The organism is Enterobacter sp. ECC-219 (genome assembly GCF_043966805.1).
GTDB lineage: Bacteria > Pseudomonadota > Gammaproteobacteria > Enterobacterales > Enterobacteriaceae > Enterobacter > Enterobacter cloacae_N.
Map to the genome: position 1 here is coordinate 233,868 of NZ_CP143680.1, position 18,554 is coordinate 252,421.

The 18,554-nt window shown below is 57.2% G+C and carries 15 protein-coding genes; 11 read left to right on the plus strand and 4 right to left on the minus strand.

Annotated elements, in window-relative coordinates; translation table 11 throughout:
- The first annotated feature begins 39 nt into the window (after positions 1-39).
- Positions 40-2,592, plus strand: coding sequence for a peptidoglycan glycosyltransferase/peptidoglycan DD-transpeptidase MrcA (gene mrcA / locus V1603_RS01265; RefSeq protein WP_116342705.1), 2,553 nt, complete (start codon positions 40-42; stop codon positions 2,590-2,592).
- Between the two features lie 88 nt (positions 2,593-2,680).
- On the opposite strand, the gene nudE is transcribed toward mrcA, so the two are convergent.
- A complete protein-coding gene (nudE, locus tag V1603_RS01270) occupies positions 2,681-3,241 on the minus strand; it encodes an ADP compounds hydrolase NudE (RefSeq protein WP_008503041.1) in 561 nt (186 codons plus the stop codon).
- Positions 3,242-3,563: 322 nt separating this feature from the next.
- Here nudE and V1603_RS01275 point away from each other — a divergent pair, with 322 nt between their 5' ends.
- The 5 genes from V1603_RS01275 (at position 3,564) to pckA (ending at position 9,763) form a co-directional block, all read left to right on the plus strand.
- Positions 3,564-5,699: an intracellular growth attenuator family protein gene (locus V1603_RS01275; protein ID WP_163330646.1), complete on the plus strand. Its 2,136-nt coding sequence runs from the start codon at positions 3,564-3,566 to the stop codon at positions 5,697-5,699.
- A 67-nt stretch (positions 5,700-5,766) separates the two neighbouring features.
- Complete coding sequence (gene yrfG, locus V1603_RS01280; protein ID WP_014885534.1) at positions 5,767-6,450, plus strand: GMP/IMP nucleotidase; 684 nt, start codon at positions 5,767-5,769, stop codon at positions 6,448-6,450.
- The gene (gene hslR, locus V1603_RS01285) at positions 6,447-6,848 is read left to right on the plus strand and encodes a ribosome-associated heat shock protein Hsp15 (RefSeq protein ID WP_116342711.1); all 402 of its coding nucleotides are present in this window, start codon (positions 6,447-6,449) and stop codon (positions 6,846-6,848) included. Before yrfG ends, hslR begins: the two co-directional genes overlap by 4 nt.
- An 18-nt stretch (positions 6,849-6,866) precedes the next feature.
- Positions 6,867-7,751 carry an Hsp33 family molecular chaperone HslO gene (hslO, locus tag V1603_RS01290; protein ID WP_161495995.1) on the plus strand — a complete coding sequence of 295 codons (885 nt, stop codon included), beginning with the start codon at positions 6,867-6,869 and terminating at the stop codon, positions 7,749-7,751.
- A 392-nt stretch (positions 7,752-8,143) separates the two neighbouring features.
- The gene (gene pckA, locus V1603_RS01295; protein ID WP_045259359.1) at positions 8,144-9,763 is read left to right on the plus strand and encodes a phosphoenolpyruvate carboxykinase (ATP); all 1,620 of its coding nucleotides are present in this window, start codon (positions 8,144-8,146) and stop codon (positions 9,761-9,763) included.
- 126 nt (positions 9,764-9,889) lie between these two features.
- Here pckA and envZ read toward each other — a convergent pair whose 3' ends face one another.
- Positions 9,890-11,236, minus strand: coding sequence for a two-component system sensor histidine kinase EnvZ (gene envZ / locus V1603_RS01300; protein WP_116342712.1), 1,347 nt, complete (start codon positions 11,234-11,236; stop codon positions 9,890-9,892).
- Positions 11,233-11,952 carry a two-component system response regulator OmpR gene (ompR, locus tag V1603_RS01305; RefSeq protein WP_001157751.1) on the minus strand — a complete coding sequence of 240 codons (720 nt, stop codon included), beginning with the start codon at positions 11,950-11,952 and terminating at the stop codon, positions 11,233-11,235. The genes envZ and ompR overlap by 4 nt, the downstream gene beginning before the upstream one ends.
- A gap of 229 nt (positions 11,953-12,181) precedes the next feature.
- Between ompR and greB the strand changes: the two genes are divergently transcribed.
- From greB to feoC, 5 genes are all read left to right on the plus strand, one after another.
- The gene (greB, locus tag V1603_RS01310) at positions 12,182-12,655 is read left to right on the plus strand and encodes a transcription elongation factor GreB (protein ID WP_014885539.1); all 474 of its coding nucleotides are present in this window, start codon (positions 12,182-12,184) and stop codon (positions 12,653-12,655) included.
- A gap of 85 nt (positions 12,656-12,740) precedes the next feature.
- On the plus strand, positions 12,741-15,071 hold the full coding sequence (locus tag V1603_RS01315; RefSeq protein WP_163330644.1) for a Tex family protein: 2,331 nt from the start codon (positions 12,741-12,743) through the stop codon (positions 15,069-15,071).
- A 335-nt stretch (positions 15,072-15,406) separates the two neighbouring features.
- Entirely contained in the window at positions 15,407-15,634 is a 228-nt protein-coding gene (gene feoA, locus V1603_RS01320; protein ID WP_006177893.1) for a ferrous iron transporter A, read from the plus strand.
- A gap of 30 nt (positions 15,635-15,664) precedes the next feature.
- Positions 15,665-17,983 carry a Fe(2+) transporter permease subunit FeoB gene (gene feoB / locus V1603_RS01325; protein ID WP_395313400.1) on the plus strand — a complete coding sequence of 773 codons (2,319 nt, stop codon included), beginning with the start codon at positions 15,665-15,667 and terminating at the stop codon, positions 17,981-17,983.
- Positions 17,984-17,994: 11 nt separating this feature from the next.
- A complete protein-coding gene (gene feoC / locus V1603_RS01330) occupies positions 17,995-18,231 on the plus strand; it encodes a [Fe-S]-dependent transcriptional repressor FeoC (protein ID WP_233003201.1) in 237 nt (78 codons plus the stop codon).
- 33 nt (positions 18,232-18,264) lie between these two features.
- On the opposite strand, the gene V1603_RS01335 is transcribed toward feoC, so the two are convergent.
- Complete coding sequence (locus V1603_RS01335; protein ID WP_023309499.1) at positions 18,265-18,534, minus strand: YdgH/BhsA/McbA-like domain containing protein; 270 nt, start codon at positions 18,532-18,534, stop codon at positions 18,265-18,267.
- Positions 18,535-18,554: the final 20 nt, after the last annotated feature.

Genomic DNA, 18,554 nt, shown 5'->3' on the forward strand with positions numbered 1-18,554 from the left:
TTAGAAACTGCCCAAGTGAAACCAAATGGGAAATCTCCGGTGAAGTTCGTAAAGTATTTATTCATCCTTGCAGTCTGTTGCATTCTGCTGGGAGCAGGCTCGATTTACGGTTTGTACAAATATATTGAGCCACAGCTACCTGATGTCGCCACGCTCCGCGATGTGCGCCTCCAGATCCCGATGCAGGTCTATAGCGCCGATGGCGAACTGATGGCGCAGTATGGCGAGAAGCGTCGTATCCCGCTGACCTTAAACCAAATCCCCCCCGTGATGGTGAAAGCTTTTATCGCCACAGAGGACAGCCGTTTCTACGAGCACCACGGTGTCGATCCGGTGGGGATTTTCCGTGCCGCAAGCATTGCGTTGTTCTCCGGTCATGCCTCCCAGGGGGCGAGTACCATTACGCAGCAGCTGGCGCGTAACTTCTTCCTCAGCCCCGAAAAGACGCTGACACGTAAGATCAAAGAGGTGTTCCTGGCGATCCGTATTGAGCAACTGCTGAGCAAGGACGAGATCCTTGAGCTATACCTCAATAAAATCTACCTGGGCTACCGTGCCTATGGCGTGGGGGCTGCCGCACAGGTGTACTTCGGTAAGCCTGTTGAGCAGCTCACCTTAAGCGAAATGGCAACTATTGCCGGTCTGCCAAAAGCGCCCTCCACGTTCAACCCGCTCTACTCGCTCGATCGCGCCACCTCACGTCGTAACGTCGTCCTTTCACGTATGCTGAGCGAAGGCTATATCAGCCAGAGCGAGTACGACCAGGCGCGTAACGACGTTATTGACGCCAATTACCACGCCCCTGAGATCGCTTTCTCTGCCCCTTATCTGACCGAAATGGTGCGCCAGGAGATGGTGAGTCGTTATGGCGACAAGGCCTATGAAGACGGCTATCGCGTGTACACCACCGTCACCCGTAAAGTGCAGCAGGCGGCTCAGGACGCGGTGCGCAATAACGTGATGGACTACGATATGCGTCACGGCTATCGCGGCCCGTCGAACGTGCTCTGGAAAGTGGGTGAGAGCGCCTGGGACAGCAAAAAAATCACCAGCACGCTGAAAGCGCTGCCAACATACGGTCCGCTCCTTCCAGCCGTGGTCACTCAGGCCGATCCTCAGGAAGCCGTTGCGACGCTGGCGGACGGCACGTCCGTTTCTTTGCGTATGGACGGTATTCGCTGGGCGCGTCCATACCGTTCAGACACCCTGCAGGGGCCAACGCCGCGCAAAGTGACCGACGTGGTACAGACCGGGCAGCAGATCTGGGTACGCAAGGTTGGCGATGCCTGGTGGCTGGCGCAGGTACCGGATGTCAACTCGGCCCTGGTTTCTATCAACCCACAGAACGGGGCGGTAATGGCGCTGGTCGGCGGGTTCGATTTCAACCAGAGCAAATTTAACCGCGCCACGCAGGCCCTGCGTCAGGTCGGTTCCAACATCAAACCGTTCCTCTACACGGCTGCGATGGATAAAGGACTGACCCTTGCCAGCATTCTTAACGACGTGCCAATCTCCCGCTGGGATGCCGGTGCCGGTTCCGACTGGCAGCCGAAGAACTCCCCAGCGGAGTATGCCGGTCCAATTCGTCTTCGTCAGGGTCTTGGGCAGTCGAAAAACGTGGTGATGGTGCGTGCCATGCGCGCGATGGGCGTCGATTATGCGGCAGAGTACCTGCAGCGCTTCGGCTTCCCGGCGCAGAACATCGTTCGCACCGAGTCGCTGGCATTAGGTTCAGCCTCCTTTACGCCGCTTCAGGTCGCGCGCGGATACTCGGTGATGGCTAACGGCGGCTTCCTGGTTGACCCGTACTTCATCAGTAAAATCGAGAACGACCAGGGTGGCGTGCTGTTTGAAGCGAAGCCGAAAATCGCCTGCCCTGAGTGTGATATTCCGGTCATTTACGGCAATACGCCGAAATCCGAGGTGCTCGAAAACAAGGACATGGAAGACCCTGCCGTGTCTCAGGAGCAGCCGAATATCGTCTTACCGCAGCCGCAGCTGGAGCAGGCTAACCAGTCGCTGGTGGCGCAAACCGGCGCGCAGGAGTACGCCCCGCACGTGATCAACACGCCGCTGGCGTTCCTGATCAAGAGCGCGCTGAACACCAACATCTTCGGTGAACCGGGCTGGCAGGGTACCGGCTGGCGTGCAGGGCGCGATCTGCAGCGCCACGATATCGGCGGTAAAACCGGGACAACCAACAGCTCGAAAGATGCGTGGTTCTCCGGCTACGGGCCGGGCGTGGTGACGTCGGTCTGGATCGGTTTCGACGATCATCGCCGTGATTTAGGCCGTACCACGGCCTCCGGTGCGATTAAAGATCAGATTTCCGGCTACGAAGGCGGCGCCAAAAGCGCGCAGCCGGCCTGGGATGCCTACATGAAATCCGTTCTTGAAGGCGTGCCGGAGCAGCCGCTGACGCCGCCGCCGGGCGTGGTGACGGTCAATATTGACCGCAGCACTGGTCAGCTCGCTAACGGCGGTAATAGCCGCGCCGAGTATTTCATTGAGGGCACGCAGCCAACCACGCAGGCGGTGCATGAGGTGGGAACGGAGATTATTGATAACGGCGAGACGCACGAGCTGTTCTGACAACAAAGCAAAACGGCAACCTCGGGTTGCCGTTTTTGTGTTTGCTCCCTCTCCCGTGGGAGAGGGTTAGGGTGAGGGCATCAGGCCACTACAGTCTCCCCTGCCCCTTCAGCCACTCCCGGACCAGGAACAGCGCGCTCACGTTGCGCGCCTCGTTAAAGTCAGGGTCTTCCAGCAAATCCATCAGGTGCGCCAGCGGCCAGCGAACCTGCGGCAGCGGCTCCGGCTCGTCTCCCTCAAGCGATTCAGGATAGAGATCTTCAGCCACCACGATATTCATTTTGCTGGAAAAATAAGACGGTGCCATGCTCAGCTTTTTCAGGAACGACAGCTCGTTCGCACCAAAACCCACCTCTTCTTTCAGCTCGCGGTTTGCCGCTTCAAAGACCGTTTCGCCCGGATCGATGAGCCCTTTCGAGAACCCAAGCTCGTAAGATTCCGTCCCCACGGCGTATTCGCGGATCAAAATCAGATGATCGTCGACGATAGGCACAATCATAACCGCTTCGCGCGAGGAGGGTCGCATACGTTCATAAACACGACGCACACCGTTGCTGAACTCCAGGTCCACACTCTCGACATTAAACAGGCGCGATTTAGCGACAGTTTCAACATTCAGAATGGTGGGTTTTTGTAGTGGTTTGCTCATCTTGATGGGGTCTTAGCAGTGTGAACTGGCTTTATTGTGCGATATGCCGCACGGTTTCGGCAATGTCAATCGTTCTTTATTTACATTTATGCAACGTAGCAGGGATCAATCCTCAATTCAAAACAAATGTCAAGAGGTTGAAATGTTTCCAGGAATTTGCTGATATCGCGCCATGGCAGGCTTTGCTATCATCACCGGTCACTGGGATGCGCTTCAGAATGCTCAAGTTCGACTCCATACTTGCCGATAGCCAGCCACAGATTCTCATTCAATGTAAAGGTGCTACTGACTACACCTGTAAGATAAGTAAGATGGGGAAAGCATGAGCACCATTTTGATTGTTCTCGCTGCTATGCTGGTCAGCGCATTGATTGCAGGGTGGCTGTACAGGCGACGCGTACAGCGCCGTTACCGGCTGCCCTTTTTAAATGCCTTTGCGGGTGCGACAACCCGTAAGCTCACGCAAGACGAGCGCGATGCAGTTGAAAACTATCTCGAAACGCTGAACCGTTCTCAGTTAACGCCTGGGCCGACGGGAGCCACCGCTGCGCCTGTCGCGCTTAAGCTGAACGCGCAAAGTGACACCGTGCTCTGCGTGACGCGCTCCATCACGCGCTACGGCATTACGACTGACGACCCCAACAAGTGGCGCTACTACCTTGATTCCGTTGAGGTGCATCTGCCCCCTTCCTGGGAGCAGTACATTAACGACGAAAACAGCGTTGAGCTGATTCACACCGATTCGCTGCCGCTGGTGATCTCGCTCAACGGCCATACCCTGAATGACTATCTTCACGAAGCCCCGCGCTTTGCGCTGGAGCGCACGAGCTCAACGCAGGCCTCTATTCGTGGTGAAGAGACCGAGCAGATTGAACTGCTGAATATTCGTCAGGAAACGCATGAAGAGTACGCTCTGAGTCGTCCGGACGGTATTCGTGAAGCCATCCTGATCGTTGCCGCTTTCCTGCTCTTTTTTGTCTGCCTGCTGACGCCGGACGTCTTTGTCCCATGGCTGGCGGGTGGCGCAGTGTTGCTTCTGGCGGCCGGGCTGTGGGGACTCTTTGCCCCGCCGACCAAAACCTCGCTGCGGGAGATCCACTGCCTGCGCGGCACGCCAAAGCGCTGGGGCCTGTTCGGTGAGAACGATCAGGAGCATCTCAACAATATTTCACTCGGTATTATTGACCTTATCTATCCGCGCCACTGGCAGCCGTGGATTGCGCAGGATTTAGGGCAGAAAACCGATATTGATATCTACCTTGACCGCCACGTTGTGCGTCAGGGGCGCTTCCTGTCTCTGCATGATGAAGTGAAAAATTTCCCGCTTCAGCACTGGCTCCGCAGCACGGTCATCGCCGGCGGCGCCGGGCTGGTGTTTATCATGCTGCTGCTTTTCGTGCCGCTGGATATGCCCATCAAATTTACCCTTTCGTGGATCAAAGGCGCGCAGACAATCGAGGCGACCAGCGTCAATCAGCTCGATGAAGCGGGCGTGCGGGTGGGCGATACGCTGCGCCTGAAGGGCACCGGGATGTGTAACATCCATACTCCGGGGGCGTGGAACACGCGCCAGAACTCGCCGTTCATGCCGTTCGACTGTTCGCAAATTATCTGGAACGACGCGCCGCCGCTGCCGCTGCCGGAATCTGAAGTGGTGAATAAAGCCACGGCGCTGACCCAGACGGTTAACCGCCAGCTGCACCCGAAACCGGACGATGACTCACGCGTCAGCCCCGCGCTTCGTTCCGCCATTCAGAAATCAGGTATGATTCTGCTGGATGATTTTGGCGATATCGTTCTGAAAACCCAGGATTTATGCTCCACGCAGGATGAGTGCGTACGCCTCAAAAACGCGCTGGTTAACCTCGGGAACAGTAAAGACTGGGACTCGCTGGTGAAACGCGCCGAAGCGGGACGACTGGATGGCGTCAACGTGCTGCTGCGTCCGGTCAGCGCGGAGTCGCTGGATAACCTGGTCGCGACGTCGACATCGCCGTTTATGATGCGCGAAACCACCCGGGCGGCTCAGGCGCTCAACAGCCCGGCACCGGGCGGCTTTGTGATTGCCAGCGATGAAGGCAGCGACCTGGTCGATCAGCCTTACCCGCAGGTTGCGCTTTACGACTACCCGGCGCAGGAGCAGTGGAGCCAGTTCCAGCGCCTGGCGCAGATGCTGATGCAAACGCCGTTTAGTGCCGAAGGGATTGTTACAAGCATCTACACCGACGCCAACGGCACCCGCCATATCGGCCTGCACCGGATGCCGGACAGCGCAGGATTGTGGCGTTACATTGGCACCTCTCTGCTGATGGTCGCCATGCTGATCGCCATTTTCTGGAACGGTTTTATGGCGCTGCGCCGCTACCAGCGCTCGCGAACGCGTCTGGCTGAGATCCAGCAATATTACGAGAATTGCCTCAATCCTAAGCTGATCCCCTCCTCTGAGAGCCTGATCTGATAACGTCGTTGCGCGACAAGATGTGCTACCCTGTCGCGCACGTTTCTTCTGGCTGGAGTTCCCCCCTATGCATCTTGATATCGACTGGCAGCAGGTCGACACCGTTCTGCTGGATATGGACGGCACGCTGCTCGATCTCGCCTTTGACAACTATTTCTGGCAAAAGCTGGTGCCGGAAACCTATGGTGAACAGCAGGGTATCTCCCCGGCAGAAGCGCAGGCGTTCATTCGTTCGCAATATAGCGCGGTGCAACATACGCTAAACTGGTACTGTCTGGACTACTGGAGCGAGCGCCTCGGTTTGGATATTTGTGCCATGACCACCGCCCAGGGACCACGCGCCGTGCTGCGCGAAGATACGGTTCCATTCCTGGACGCGCTGAAAGCCAGCGGCAAGCGCCGTATTTTGCTGACTAACGCGCATCCACATAACCTGGCCGTGAAGCTGGAGCACACGGGGCTGGCGTCGCACCTTGATTTATTACTTTCTACCCACACATTTGGTTATCCGAAAGAGGATCAGCGGTTGTGGCATGCGGTGAAGGAAGAGACCGGCCTGCAGCCGGAACGCACACTGTTCATTGACGACAGCGAGCCTATTCTGGATTCTGCGGCAACGTTTGGTATTCGCTATTGTCTGGGCGTTACCAATCCTGACTCTGGCCTGGCTGAAAAACGCTACCTGCGCCATCCGGGGCTGAACGACTACCGCCAGATGATCCCCTCACTAACCGTGAAGGAGACGCCATGAAAGAAAAGCCCTCAGACGGGGTAAGACTGGATAAATGGCTGTGGGCAGCCCGTTTTTATAAAACGCGCGCCCTTGCCCGCGAGATGGTTGACGGCGGTAAAGTGCATTACAACGGCCAGCGCAGCAAGCCGAGCAAGCTGGTCGAGCTGAACGCCACCTTAACGCTGCGCCAGGGCAACGACGAACGTACGGTAGTGATTAAAGCCATTACCGAACAGCGACGGCCCGCATCGGAAGCCGTACAGCTTTACGAAGAAACGCCTGAAAGCGTTGAAAAGCGCGAGAAAACCGCGCTGGCGCGCAAAATGAATGCGCTGACCATGCCCCACCCGGACCGGCGACCGGATAAAAAAGAGCGCCGCGATCTGATGAAATTTAAACACGGTGAGAGCGAGTAACCCTCACCCGCACGAGAGATGAAAATGGCCCAACACGACCAATTACACCGCTATCTGTTTGAACAATTCGCCGTGCGCGGCGAGCTGGTCACCGTATCCGAAACCTGGAAACAGATTCTGGAAAACCACAACTACCCGCTGCCGGTGAAGACCCTGTTGGGCGAACTGCTGGTTGCCACCAGCCTGCTGACCGCGACGCTGAAGTTTGCCGGCGATATCACCGTGCAGCTGCAGGGTGACGGCCCGATGACGCTGGCGGTGATCAACGGCAATAACCAGCAGCAGATGCGCGGCGTAGCGCGCGTTCAGGGCGATGTGCCTGAAAATGCAGACCTCAAAACGCTGGTGGGCAATGGCTACCTGGTGATCACCATCTCCCCGGAGGAAGGTGAACGCTATCAGGGCGTGGTGGGTCTGGAAGGCGATACCCTGGCAGCCTGCCTGGAAGACTACTTCATGCGCTCCGAACAGCTCCCAACGCGTCTGTTCATCCGCACCGGTGAAGTGGACGGCCAGCCAGCTGCGGGCGGCATGCTGCTCCAGGTTCTGCCTGCACAGGACGCGCAGACCAATGACTTTGAGCATCTGGCGACGCTGACCGAAACCATCAAGGCGGAAGAGCTGTTCAACCTGTCGGCGACCGACGTGCTGTGGCGTCTGTATCACGAAGAAGAAGTGACCGTGTACGATCCGCAGTCCGTGGAGTTTAAGTGCACCTGCTCACGCGAGCGCTGCGCTGGCGCACTGAAAACCCTGCCGGATGAAGAGATCGACAGCATCATGGCGGAAGACGGCGAAATTGATATGCACTGTGACTACTGCGGTACGCACTACGTGTTCAATTCGATGGATATCGCTGAGATCCGCAACAACGCCTCCCCGGCGGATCCACAGGTTCATTAAACCTATTTCCCCCTCACCCTAACCCTCTCCCCAAAGGGGAGAGGGAACGTGAACCCCCTCTCCCCTTTGGGGAGAGGGCCGGGGTGAGGAGCAAATATCCCATCCAAGCTGAATCGTTTTCCCTATGTAACTCTTACGTAATTTTCTTACATGTATGCGATTACATTCACATTCTTTCCGATAAAATCACCAGTCTTTAACCTTTTCGGAACATTTTCCCCAACCAAAAAGCGATTCCTGCGATAATCCGCCTGCACTGTGACTGGAGTCGCAGCGTTTTCCGTTAGTAAGGGTTTTATCCAGATGCACAAATCTATGAGCCCCGTCGCGGTTAACATCCCCAGAAAAACCCTACAATTTCAGGCAGTACATATTGGCTAAGGAGCAGTGATATGCGTGTTACTGGTTTAACCCCGCAAGATCTCAAGGCTTATGGTATTCACGACGTCCAGGAAGTCGTCTACAACCCCGATTACGATACGCTGTATCAGGAAGAGCTCAATCCAGCACTGGAAGGATACGAGCGCGGTGTGTTGACGAACCTTGGTGCTATCGCCGTCGATACCGGTATCTTTACCGGTCGTTCGCCGAAAGATAAGTATATCGTCCGCGACGAAACCACCCGCGATACGCTGTGGTGGGCTGACAAAGGCAAAGGGAAGAACGACAACAAACCGCTCTCCCCGGAAACCTGGCAGCACCTGAAAGGGCTCGTCACCCATCAACTTTCCGGCAAGCGTCTGTTCATTGTCGACGCTTTCTGCGGCGCTAACGCCGATACCCGCCTTTCCGTGCGTTTCATTACCGAAGTGGCCTGGCAGGCGCATTTCGTTAAGAATATGTTTATTCGTCCGACCGACGAAGAGCTGCAGGACTTCACACCTGACTTCATCGTGATGAATGGTGCGAAATGCACCAACCCACAGTGGAAAGAGCAGGGCCTGAACTCTGAGAACTTCATTGCCTTCAACCTGACCGAGCGTATCCAGCTGATTGGCGGTACCTGGTACGGCGGCGAAATGAAGAAAGGGATGTTCTCGGTCATGAACTACCTGCTGCCGCTGCGCGGTATTGCCTCCATGCACTGCTCGGCGAACGTCGGCGAGAAAGGCGACGTGGCGGTATTCTTCGGCCTGTCCGGCACCGGGAAAACCACGCTCTCCACCGATCCAAAACGCCGTCTGATTGGCGATGACGAGCACGGCTGGGACGATGACGGCGTGTTTAACTTCGAAGGCGGCTGCTACGCGAAGACCATTCGCCTGTCTGAAGAGGCCGAGCCGGATATCTTCCATGCGATCCGTCGCGACGCGCTGCTGGAAAACGTCACCGTACGTGCCGACGGCTCTATCGACTTCGACGATGCGTCAAAAACCGAAAACACCCGCGTCTCTTATCCGATCTACCACATCGACAATATCGTGAAGCCGGTGTCAAAAGCGGGCCATGCCACGAAGGTGATTTTCCTGACGGCGGATGCGTTCGGCGTGCTGCCTCCGGTGTCCCGCCTGACCGCCAGCCAGACGCAGTACCATTTCCTCTCTGGCTTTACTGCCAAACTGGCGGGTACCGAGCGTGGCGTCACGGAGCCAACCCCAACCTTCTCCGCCTGCTTCGGCGCGGCATTCCTGTCGCTGCACCCGACGCAGTACGCTGAGGTGCTGGTGAAACGCATGCAGGCATCCGGCGCGCAGGCCTACCTGGTCAACACCGGCTGGAACGGTACCGGCAAGCGTATCTCTATCAAAGATACCCGGGCCATTATCGACGCCATTCTGGATGGTTCACTGGATAATGCCGAAACCTTCACGCTGCCGATGTTTGATCTGGCCATTCCGACGGAACTGCCGGGTGTGGACACGCGTATCCTCGACCCGCGCAATACCTACGGATCGCCGGAGCAGTGGCGCGAGAAGGCGGAATCGCTGGCGAAGCTGTTTATTGAGAACTTCGAGAAGTATACCGATACCCCGGCGGGTGAAGCACTGGTAAGTGCGGGACCGAAGCTGTAGTCCTTCTCCCTCTCCCCGTGGGAGAGGGCCGGGGTGAGGGCATCAGGCCGCAGAGGTCTTATGTTGTCGGGTGGCGGCTTCGCCTTACCCGACCTACAAAAAAGGGTGGCTAGCGCCACCCTTTTTTTAACTCTCTTTCACCTGCCCCCGCGTCACCGGTACCGGTAGCCAGGCGCGAATGCTCAACCCACCCCGCTCGCTGGTACCGATCTCCAGCAATCCGTTATGGTTATCAATGATACGCTGCACAATCGCCAGGCCTAAGCCCGTACCGCTGGTGCTGCGCGCGCTATCGCCGCGCACAAACGGCTGGAACAGATGCTTACGCTGCTCGGGCTTAATGCCCGGACCGTCGTCTTCCACCTGGAACCAGGCGCGGTTGAGTTCAGACCCGCTGCTGACCTTAATCCAGCCGTTACCGTAACGCGCCGCATTGACCACCATGTTAGCCACCGCACGCTTAATGGAGAGCGGGTGCATACGAACCTGAATTTCACCGTCCTGAAGGTCAGTGTCAATTTCACGTTCATAACCACTTTCTGCGGCCACCACTTCGCCCAGCACCGCGTTCAGATCGGCCATTTCCATTGGCATTTCCTGGCCGGTGCGCAGGTAGTCGATGAACTGCTCGATGATGGCATTACACTCTTCGATGTCCTTGTTAATGGACTCGGCGAGATAGCCGTCCTCTTCCCCCATCATCTCCGTCGCCAGACGAATACGCGTTAGCGGGGTGCGAAGGTCATGACTGACGCCTGCCATCAGCAGCGTACGGTCGTCCGCCAGTTGCTTCACGCCTGCCGCCATATGGTTAAACGCGCGCGTTACCGAACGCACTTCAGAGGCACCATATTCGCGCAGCGGAGGAGGAATGATGCCTTTACCGACCTGCAGCGCCGCGTGCTCCAGGTCGACCAGCGGTCGGTTCTGGATACGGATAAACAGCCACGCGCCACCTATCGCCAGCAGCATAATGGCCAGGGTGTAGCGGAACAGCGGCGAGAAGTCGCCCTGATGGATTTCGGTCAGCGGAACGCGCACCCAGATGTTGGGTGACAGCCAGGTTTTCAGCCAGACGACGGGCGAGCTTTTGTTGACCTCAACGCGCACTTCCGTTGGGCCACCCAGCTGCTGCGCCATCTGCTGGCTGAGAAATTCGTAGTGCTGCGCCCAGCGCAGGCCAGCGTCTTCCGCCGCCTCATTCGAGTAGAGCGAAATGCCCAGCTCACGGTAAATTTCACGGCGAAACGCCGGGGGAACAACCAGCTGCGTACCGTCCTCCAGCTGCAGCTTATCGGTCATCAGCATACGCACTTCGTAGGCCAGGACCTTATTAAACTGCTGGAGGCTCGGCAGGATCGCAAAGTTCAGCACAACCAGGTAGGTCGTCACCAGGCTGACGAACAGCAGGGTGACGATCAGCAGCAGGGTGCGGGCAAACGAGCTTCGCGGCGAGAAGCGCATTCGCCTCATGCTTTAGAGCCGTCCGGGACAAATACGTAGCCCAGACCCCACACGGTCTGAATATAACGAGGATGCGCCGGATCTTCTTCCACCATGCGGCGCAGGCGAGAGATCTGCACGTCGATGGAGCGTTCCATTGCTGAGTATTCGCGACCGCGCGCCAGGTTCATCAGCTTGTCACGGGAAAGCGGCTCGCGCGGGTGGCTGACCAGCGCTTTCAGTACGGCAAACTCACCGCTGGTGAGCGGCATTGGCTCATCTTCACGGAACATCTCGCGCGTGCCGAGGTTCAGCTTGAACTTGCCGAAGGCAATCACCGCTTCTTCCTGCGACGGTGCGCCAGGCAGTTCGTTCGCCTGACGGCGCAGCACGGCGCGAATACGCGCCAGCAGTTCTCGCGGGTTAAACGGTTTTGGAATGTAGTCGTCCGCGCCGATTTCGAGGCCCACAATACGGTCAACCTCTTCACCCTTCGCGGTCACCATGATGATTGGCATCGGGTTGCTCTGGCTGCGCAGACGGCGGCAAATAGAAAGCCCGTCTTCGCCCGGCAGCATCAGGTCGAGAACCATCAGGTGGAAAGATTCACGGGTCAGCAGACGGTCCATCTGCTCAGCGTTCGCGACGCTACGAACCTGGAAGCCCTGCTCGGTCAGATAACGCTCCAGCAGCGCGCGCAGGCGCATGTCGTCATCCACGACCAGAATTTTGTAGTTCTCTTGCATTGTGTGTACTCCCAAAGGTTCGGATAGTCTTTGTAACAGCGTATTCTAAAAAAGTGCACGTATTCGACCAGTTAATTCTGGTATAAATTCTAGTCGAAATTGTTACAAAGCATATTTAACAGCAGCTTATCTGTTCATTTCATCACATAAATCATTATTAATCCTGTCTGTTACACTGTGCGCTACGTATTGTGCGCAAAGACAGTTAACCGGCATTAAAGGCTGCACCATGAAAACGCCCCTGATCACCCGCGAAGGGTACGAGAAACTCAAGAAAGAGATGGATTACCTGTGGCGCGAAGAGCGTCCTGAGGTCACCAAAAAGGTGACCTGGGCGGCCAGCCTGGGCGATCGCAGCGAGAATGCGGATTACCAGTACAACAAAAAGCGGCTGCGCGAAATTGACCGCCGGGTTCGCTACCTGACGAAGTGCCTCGAGAATCTCAAAATTGTCGATTACTCCCCACAGCAGGAGGGCAAAGTGTTCTTCGGCGCGTGGGTGGAAATTGAAAACGATGACGGTGACACCCTGCGTTTTCGCATTGTCGGCTACGATGAAATTTTTGGTCGTAAAGATTACATCTCCATCGACTCCCCGATGGCCCGCGCGCTGCTGAAAAAGGAAGTGGGCGATTTGGCCGTCGTTCAGACCCCGGCGGGAGAAGCCAGCTGGTACGTCAATGAGATCGTCTACGTAAAATAGTCCGAGAGCGCCCTCCCCGGCTGGCATTTTGCCGTGTCAGCCCGTATAACTATCCCCTGATTTTGACCCACAAGATGATAAAGCCATGATGAAAGATTCGCTCTGCCGCATTATTGCGGGTGAACTTCAGGCCAGAGCCGAACAGGTAGAAGCTGCCGTTCGCCTGCTTGATGAAGGGAACACCGTGCCGTTTATTGCACGCTATCGTAAGGAAGTCACCGGCGGTCTGGATGACACGCAGCTGCGTAACCTGGAGACCCGTCTGGGCTATCTGCGCGAGCTGGAAGAACGTCGTCAGGCGATCCTCAAATCCATCGGCGAACAGGGCAAGCTGACCAGCGAGCTGGAAAGCGCCATTAACGGCACCCTGAGCAAAACCGAACTCGAAGATCTCTATCTGCCGTATAAACCGAAGCGCCGCACGCGCGGGCAGATTGCGATTGAAGCGGGCCTTGAGCCGCTGGCCGACCTGCTATGGAATGAGCCGTCTCACGACCCGGACACCGAAGCGGCGAAATTCATCGACGCCGACAAAGGCGTCGCGGACACCAAGGCCGCTCTGGACGGCGCGCGCTACATCCTGATGGAGCGCTTCGCGGAAGACGCTGCCCTGCTGGCCAAAGTGCGTGATTACCTGTGGAAGAATGCCCACATCGTCTCTACCGTCGTCGCGGGCAAAGAGGAAGAAGGCGCGAAGTTCCGCGACTACTTCGATCACCACGAACCGATTTCAACCACCCCTTCTCACCGCGCGCTGGCGATGTTCCGCGGCCGCAACGAAGGCGTGCTCCAGCTCTCCCTGAACGCCGACCCGCAGTTTGACGAGCCGCCGAAAGAGAGCCACTGCGAGCAGATCATTATCGACCATCTCGGCCTGCGCCTGAACAACGCCCCAGCGGACAGCTGGCGCAAAGGCGTAGTGAGCTGGACCTGGCGCATCAAGGTGCTGATGCACCTGGAAACCGAGCTGATGGGTACCGTACGCGAGCGCGCTGAAGATGAAGCGATTAACGTTTTCGCCCGTAACCTGCACGACCTGCTGATGGCCGCTCCTGCCGGCCTGCGCGCCACCATGGGTCTCGATCCGGGCCTGCGTACCGGCGTGAAGGTCGCTGTGGTTGACGGCACCGGCAAGCTGGTCGCCACCGACACCATTTACCCGCATACCGGACAGGCAGCGAAAGCCGCCGTCGTGGTGGCGGCGCTGTGCGAGAAGTACAACGTGGAGCTGGTTGCCATCGGTAACGGCACCGCATCACGCGAAACCGAGCGTTTCTACCTCGACGTGCAGAAGCAGTTCCCGAAAGTGACGGCACAGAAAGTGATCGTCAGCGAAGCGGGCGCATCGGTCTACTCCGCCTCTGAGCTGGCGGCGCAGGAGTTCCCGGACCTGGACGTTTCCCTGCGTGGTGCGGTCTCCATCGCCCGTCGCCTGCAGGATCCGCTTGCCGAACTCGTGAAGATCGACCCGAAATCCATCGGCGTGGGCCAGTACCAGCACGACGTGAGCCAGACGCAGCTGGCGCGCAAGCTGGATGCGGTGGTGGAAGACTGCGTAAACGCCGTCGGCGTGGACCTGAACACCGCCTCCGTTCCTCTGCTGACCCGTGTGGCGGGCTTAACCCGCATGATGGCGCAGAACATCGTGGCCTGGCGTGACGAGAACGGTCAGTTCCAGAACCGTCAGCAGCTGCTTAAAGTGAGCCGCCTGGGGCCGAAAGCGTTTGAGCAGTGCGCGGGCTTCCTGCGCATCAACCACGGCGATAACCCGCTGGATGCCTCTACCGTTCACCCGGAAGCATACCCGGTTGTTGAGCGCATCCTGGCCGCTACTCAGCAGGCGCTTAAAGACCTGATGGGCGACAGCGGCGCCCTGCGCAACCTGAAAGCGGTGGACTTCACAGACGAAAAATTTGGCGTGCCTACCGTCACCGATATCATCAAAGAGCTGGAAAAACCGGGCCGCGATCCGCGTCCTGAGTTCAAAACGGCGACCTTTGCTGACGGCATCGAGACCATGAACGATCTCCTGCCGGGCATGGTGCTGGAAGGCGCGGTGACCAACGTCACCAACTTCGGCGCGTTTGTGGATATCGGCGTGCACCAGGACGGTCTGGTGCATATCTCCTCCCTTGCCGACAAGTTCGTTGAAGACCCACACACCGTGGTCAAAGCGGGGGACATCGTGAAGGTGAAAGTGCTGGAAGTGGATCTGCAGCGCAAGCGTATCGCCCTGACCATGCGTCTGGACGAGCAGCCGGGCGACACCAACGCGCGCCGTGGCGGCAACGGCGGAGGCCGCGAGCAGCAGCGTCCGGCCGCGAAAGCCGCAAAACCGCGCGGGCGTGATGCACAGCCTGCGGGCAACAGCGCGATGATGGATGCGCTGGCGGCCGCGATGGGTAAGAAACGCTAAGGCAACCCCCCCCTCACCATAACCCTCTCCCCAAAGGGGAGAGGGAACTTTAACACCCTCGCCCCTTTGGGGAGAGGGCCGGGGTGAGGGGAATAAAACATCTCGAAATATATGAAACCGATTGCACAGCCAGATTTAAACCACTAATTATCACCCCGTTAACAAATATCCCTCTTTTCATTTTCCCGGCAATTCAGCAAATATTGAGCAAGGTCAATCAGACCGCAAATTAATACGATTAACAACATCCCGTCACATTTTTATTATTGCTGATAAAAACTATTCTCATTATCATCGCAGTGTAGATTATTTAACCTCTCGTGGAATCAGGCATTATGCAATTCACTCCAGACAGTGCATGGAAAATTACCGGTTTTACCCGCGAAATTAGCCCGGCCTATCGGCAGAAGCTGCTGTCACTGGGCATGCTGCCCGGCTCATCATTCCAGGTCGTGCGCGTAGCGCCGTTGGGCGATCCTGTCCATATCGAAACCCGGCGCGTGAATCTGGTTCTGCGCAAAAAAGACCTCGCATTAATTGAAGTTGAATCTTTATCCCGTTAACAAGCCAGCGGTTTCGGTGGGTCTAATACAATGAAAAAATTAACTATTGGCTTAATTGGCAATCCTAATTCCGGCAAGACAACCTTATTTAATCAGTTAACCGGCGCGCGCCAGCGCGTGGGAAATTGGGCAGGCGTAACGGTTGAACGTAAAGAAGGTCAGTTCACGACAACAGACAATCAGGTGACCCTGGTCGACCTTCCCGGCACCTATTCCTTAACCACGATTTCATCCCAGACCTCGCTCGATGAGCAAATTGCCTGCCACTACATTCTTGGCGGCGATGCCGATCTGCTGATCAACGTGGTCGACGCCTCTAACCTCGAACGAAACCTTTACCTGACACTGCAGCTGCTGGAGCTGGGGATCCCCTGCATCGTGGCGCTCAACATGCTCGACATTGCAGAGAAACAAAAGCTGCGCATTGACGTCGATGCCCTCTCTGCGCGCCTTGGGTGCCCTGTCGTTCCGCTGGTCTCGACCCGCGCTCGCGGTATCGACGCGCTGAAGCTGGCGATTGATCGCCACGCGGGAAACCGCGACGTTGAGCTGGTGCACTACGCCCAGCCGCTGCTGCGCGAAGCCGATCTGCTGGCGCAGGAGATGGACAAAAATATGCCTGCGAAACAGCGTCTGTGGCTCGGCCTGCAGATGCTGGAAGGGGATATCTATAGCCGCGCCTATGCCGGACATGCGGCAGATAAGCTGGACGTGACCCTCGCCCGTCTCAGCGGCGAGCTGGACGACCCGGCGCTGCACATCGCCGATGCGCGTTATCAGGCTATTGCGTCAATTTGTGACGTGGTCAGCAACGCCCTTACCGCGGAACCCAGCCGCTTTACGGCGGCGGTGGATAAGATTGTGCTCAACCGCTTCCTCGGTTTGCCAATCTTCCTGCTGGTGATGTACGTGATGTTCCTGCTTGCCATTAACATTGGTGGCGCGCTCCAGCCGATTTTTGACGCGGGTTCTGTCGCCGTTTTCGTTCATGGTATTCAGTGGCTGGGTTACACCCTGCACTTCCCGGAATGGCTAACCATCTTCCTCGCTCAGGGGATCGGCGGCGGTATCAACACCGTGCTGCCGCTGGTGCCGCAGATCGGCATGATGTATCTGTTCCTCTCGTTCCTTGAAGATTCCGGTTACATGGCGCGCGCCGCCTTCGTGATGGACCGCCTGATGCAGGCGCTGGGTCTGCCGGGTAAATCCTTCGTCCCACTGATCGTCGGCTTCGGCTGTAACGTGCCGTCGGTGATGGGCGCGCGCACCCTGGATGCGCCGCGTGAACGTCTGATGACCATCATGATGGCGCCATTTATGTCCTGCGGCGCGCGTCTGGCAATCTTTGCGGTTTTTGCAGCCGCCTTCTTTGGTCAGCAGGGCGCGCTGGCAGTCTTCTCGCTGTATGTGCTGGGCATCGTGATGGCGATCCTGACCGGCTTAATGCTCAAGCACACCATCATGCGTGGTGAAGCGTCGCCGTTTGTGATGGAGCTTCCGGTCTACCACGTACCGCATCTGAAAAGCCTGGCGATCCAGACCTGGCAGCGCCTGAAAGGCTTTGTGCTGCGCGCCGGTAAGGTGATTGTCATTGTCAGTATTTTCCTGAGCGCGCTGAACAGCTTCACCCTGAGTGGACAGACGGCGGATAACATCAACGACTCTGCCCTCGCCTCCGTCAGCCGCGTCATCACGCCGGTCTTTAAACCAATTGGCGTGCAGGAAGATAACTGGCAGGCGACCGTGGGACTGTTCACCGGGGCGATGGCGAAAGAGGTGGTCGTCGGGACCCTGAACACGCTCTACACCGCAGAGAACATTCAGGAGCAGGAATTTAACCCGGCGGAGTTTCACCTCGGTGACGAACTGCTGGGTGCCGTAGAGGAGACCTGGCAGAGCCTGAAAGATACCTTCAGCCTGAGCGTGCTGGCGAACCCGATTGAGGCCAGCAAGGGCGACGGTGAAATGGCGACCGGTGCCATGGGCGTGATGGGCGAGAAGTTTGGCAGCGCGTCTGCGGCCTACAGCTATCTCATCTTTGTCCTGCTCTATATCCCGTGCATCTCCGTCATGGGAGCGATTGCCCGCGAGTCCAGCCGCGGCTGGATGGGCTTCTCCATCCTGTGGGGCCTGAATATCGCTTACGCGCTGGCGACGCTGTTTTATCAGACCGTTAACTTCAGTCAGCACCCGCGCTACAGCCTGGTCTGCATTCTCGCGGTTGTGCTGTTTAACGTAATGATTCTCGGTCTGCTACGCCGGGCACGCAGCCGCGTCGACATCGACCTGCTGGCGAATCGTAAAACCGCCGCAACCTGCTGCAGCAGCCCGGCTGGCGACTGTCACTAAGAGGAAACCAGATGGCATCGTTGATTCAGGTTCGTGACCTGCTGGCGCTTCAGGGGCGGATGGAGGCAAAACAGCTCAGCCTCAGCCTGCATACGCCGCAGCCGATGATCGATGCCATGCTGGAACGCCTGGAAGCGATGGGTAAAGCCGTGCGGATTAAGGAAGAAGCGGACGGCTGCCTCTCCGGCAGTTGTAAAAGCTGCCCGGAAGGAAAGGCCTGCCTCAGGGAGTGGTGGGCACTGCGCTAATAAAGCCGGGCATTGCTGCCCGGCTTTATCGTATTACTTATAGACGTCCGCGGTAGCGCGTACGTTTTTGGTCTGTTTTTCTGCACTGGTGACGACGTAGTACGTCCCGCCCAGCTCATCCGCTTTCTTCGACAGCTCTTTTCTTGCATCCATCGGCGCGGTGGTGTCAGACGTAGAAATCTCACCAATTTTCGTCAGATTCATCCCGGCAACTTTATCTTTTTCCAGCTCTTTCGCCGCAAAAACGCCAAATGACAGTGACCCAATAACCAGAGAAGTGACAATACCTGTAACAAGTTTCATAGCCTGACTCTCCATAGGAT